The 3,054-nt window shown below is 50.3% G+C and carries 5 protein-coding genes; 3 read left to right on the top strand and 2 right to left on the bottom strand.

Annotated features, from left to right (window positions below; translation table 11 throughout):
• The 3 genes from A3754_RS16900 to A3754_RS16890 form a co-directional block, all read left to right on the top strand.
• A partial coding sequence (locus A3754_RS16900; protein ID WP_156497044.1) for a type II restriction endonuclease occupies positions 1-943 on the top strand: 943 nt, incomplete at its 5' end.
• Between the two features lie 2 nt (positions 944-945).
• The gene (locus A3754_RS16895) at positions 946-1,422 is read left to right on the top strand and encodes a very short patch repair endonuclease (RefSeq protein ID WP_063520633.1); all 477 of its coding nucleotides are present in this window, start codon (positions 946-948) and stop codon (positions 1,420-1,422) included.
• Between the two features lie 523 nt (positions 1,423-1,945).
• On the top strand, positions 1,946-2,269 hold the full coding sequence (locus A3754_RS16890) for a helix-turn-helix transcriptional regulator (RefSeq protein ID WP_063520632.1): 324 nt from the start codon (positions 1,946-1,948) through the stop codon (positions 2,267-2,269).
• Between the two features lie 33 nt (positions 2,270-2,302).
• On the opposite strand, the gene A3754_RS16885 is transcribed toward A3754_RS16890, so the two are convergent.
• Together A3754_RS16885 and A3754_RS16880 are read right to left on the bottom strand one after the other, a co-directional pair.
• Complete coding sequence (locus A3754_RS16885) at positions 2,303-2,629, bottom strand: DUF86 domain-containing protein (protein WP_231880663.1); 327 nt, start codon at positions 2,627-2,629, stop codon at positions 2,303-2,305.
• Between the two features lie 15 nt (positions 2,630-2,644).
• Positions 2,645-2,935, bottom strand: coding sequence for a nucleotidyltransferase family protein (locus tag A3754_RS16880; protein ID WP_063520631.1), 291 nt, complete (start codon positions 2,933-2,935; stop codon positions 2,645-2,647).
• Between the last annotated feature and the right edge of the window lie 119 nt (positions 2,936-3,054).

Raw genomic sequence — 3,054 nt, 5'->3', positions numbered from 1 at the left:
CGTTTCCAATGAAGTGACAGATCTGATTTCGGAAGGGATGTTCTTTCTGATTGCAAAGACCACTTCGGAGGAGCTGATTCTTGTCTTCTGTGACAAAGGAAGTAGCGAAGAATCCCAGTTACGCTGGCTTTTTGGCCTTGATAGTACAACAAATGCTTTTTCCGGAAAGACCATTGATGAAAACCAGATCAAGGCAAGCTGGTCTGCCAGGTGGGTTCTGGATGAGCTTGGAATTGAGCTGTTCGAGGATGATTCGCGCTATCTGGACTTGATGCTTGCCCGCTTTGGTGGCGCCTTCCCAAAAACCAGAGAATTCTCGGCACTTGCGCTTGAACTGAGCCCTGAAATTCAGCCAGTCAAGCTTCCTGACACTGCTCTTGTCTCGCTGATGGATAGGGAGGAGTCCCTGTTCCGGCAGCTGGAACGGCATTTTGTTGAAGAAAAGCTGAAAAGCGGATTTTCGGATGTGGAACAGTTTGTTTCCTATTCGCTGAGCATCCAGAACAGGCGAAAAAGCCGTGTGGGTTATGCCCTCGAAAACCACCTTGAGTTCCTCTTCAAGGAAAATGGGGTGGCGCATATTCGTGGGGCTGAAACAGAGAACAGATCAAAGCCCGATTTTCTCTTCCCCGGGCTTCCGCAGTATGAAAATCATGACTTTCCTGATAATGGGCTGACTATCCTGGGGGCTAAATCTACCTGCAAGGATCGTTGGCGGCAGGTGCTTTCTGAGGCTGGTCGCATAAAAAGAAAGCACCTTGTGACCCTGGAGCCGGGTATATCCGGTAATCAGCTTGATGAAATGGAAGCCAGCGACCTGCAGCTTGTTGTCCCCACCTCAATACATGAAACGTATAAGCCGGAAAGTCGAGAGTGGCTGTGGAGCCTTTCTGATTTTATCGAGCATGTTCTGGAGAAGCAGGCAAAATATCTGGATGAGTAGCTATGGTTGATGTGGTCGACAAGGCAACACGCTCAAGGATGATGGCGGGTATCAAAGGGAAAGATACCAAGCCAGAAATATTGATCCGGTCGGAACTACATCGCAGGGGATTCAGGTTCAGGAAGAACGTCAAAGACCTGCCGGGAAAGCCTGATATCGTTCTGCCAAAATATAAAGCAGTAATCATGGTCAATGGCTGTTTTTGGCATGGGCATGAATGTCATTTGTTTAAGTGGCCAAGTACGCGACCGGAGTTTTGGAGGGAGAAAATTGAGGCCAATAAGAGCAGAGACGTGAGGAATTTAAATGCGATTTCGCGTATGGGATGGCGGGTTTGTATTGTTTGGGAGTGTTCAATTAAGGGTAAGGATTCCGATAATATTGTAGGGGGGATCGATTTGGTAAGTGAGTGGTTGATATCTGATTCTTCATACTTGGAAGTGACTTATAGGGTTGGTAGTAGGTCTGTTAATTTCTGAAATGCAGCTTTGGGCACTTTTATCGTGGCGGAATTCCCCCGTTCATTCCCTGTCCTCCGCCTTGTATAACCCAAGAGCAGCACTTCACTAATTTCGGTGAATTTAATTCCTAACCAATTAACGTGATTTCTTGATTCATCCACTTCCTCGACGATGTAAAGGGCATCAGTGTAAATCTTCGGGATCAGGTCTTTCCTCGTGCGTCTAGTATTGGATCTGGTTTTTTTCAGGTTAACCAATGAGGGGTATCGCTTTCAGGCAAGTTCCTGGGCCTGCGGGAATCGAACCCGCATCCGTCAGCAATCCCCAAATCTATTGATTTAACCCCACACAACTCGGTTGGCAGGTTTTGTCGCGTGCGCGACATCGCTATCGGCGCGGCCCTTTCTGGATTGGGGCAACTTATCTGTTGCCTCTGGGGTGACGGTGCGGATTATTCTAAAAATGAAACATATACGTTGCTTTCTTGGCTGCAGGAAACTAATGTGTTTCTTATGAATAAAAAGCAACTTGTGTGTTTACAATGATCCGTTCTCTCCTGGAACAGTTGAAAAGTCGCCGTCTCGCGCTGGGGCTCAAGCAGAGTGACATGATGTTGCGGGTGGGGATTTCCCGGCAGCAATACCAGCGTCTCGAGTCGAAGGGGAATCCCCGGCTGGATACGCTGACGTTGACTGCCAAGGGGCTGAACAGCGAGTTGGTGCTGGTGCCAAAAGAGAAGCTGGCGGCGGTTCAGGCATTGCTTGGGAGCGGGGAGGAGCAAGAGATAGCCGTGCAGGGTCGGGATGAGGGCGAAAGGCGAGTCTCTGACGACCCGTGGCGAGGCCTTCTTGGTGATGATTCATGAGCCAGGAACCTGTTTGGCTCTGAGATTCTTGCATTAATCTCCGGCGGTGAAAGCCTCAAGCTTGCTCAGCAGTTCGGGGATGTTGTCTCGAATAATACTCCAAAGCGTATCGTCATCAATGCCGAGGTAGCCATGAATCAGGCGGTTACGGGTTGCGATGATCATTCGCCAAGGGGTCTCTGGATGTGAGGCGCGAATCTCGTCAGGAATATGTGTTGCTGCTTCGCCGATAAGCTCCAGGTTGCGGAGGGTGGCATCGTAGGTCAGTGCGCTTCCGCGAACTCGTCTTGTTCCATGCCTTCTGTGTAGGACAGCACTTTCGAAGCAAAGTCTGTCATGTCGTTCAGGTAAAACCGCCATTCCCTTTTGGCTGGCTCAGACATTGACTCGATCCTGCTCAATGTAAGGGCGGAGTTCAGCGCGGAGGGCTTTGCTGGTGACCAGGTCCACAGGGCGGCCGAGTCTGTCTTCCAGATAAAACTGCACACCGAAATAGCGACTGGACGTAGCGGGGCCATCAAAAGCGACAAGGACGTCAACGTCGCTGCTTGTTGTGGCGTTGCCACGTGCAGTGGAGCCAAATAGCGCGAGTTCGGTAACGCCGAAGCGAGCAGCTAGCTCGGGCTTGCTGCTTGCCAGAATGTTGAGGACGTGTTGTCTGTCCATGCTTTGCTCGGTTATGGGTGTGTATGGCCAATTTAATGCAATTGGTGGTGTCGTACAAAATTTGCGAGGAGCAGGATCAATGGCGGAGATCGGCTGCCGCCGATTTCCGCCCTACGATA

The sequence above is a fragment of the Alcanivorax sp. HI0083 genome, from assembly GCF_001635175.1.
Note: the sequence above shows the minus strand (reverse complement) of the source record. Positions and strands in the feature narration are given on the sequence as shown.

Bases quoted from the DNA above. Each gene is read 5' to 3' on its own strand.
- A3754_RS16890 (WP_063520632.1), top strand. From the start codon at position 1,946: ATGATCCGTTCTCTCCTGGAACAGTTGAAAAGTCGCCGTCTCGCGCTG.
- A3754_RS16885 (WP_231880663.1), bottom strand. From the start codon at position 2,629: ATGGCGGTTTTACCTGAACGACATGACAGACTTTGCTTCGAAAGTGCT.
- A3754_RS16880 (WP_063520631.1), bottom strand. From the start codon at position 2,935: ATGGACAGACAACACGTCCTCAACATTCTGGCAAGCAGCAAGCCCGAG.
- A3754_RS16895 (WP_063520633.1), top strand. From the start codon at position 946: ATGGTTGATGTGGTCGACAAGGCAACACGCTCAAGGATGATGGCGGGT.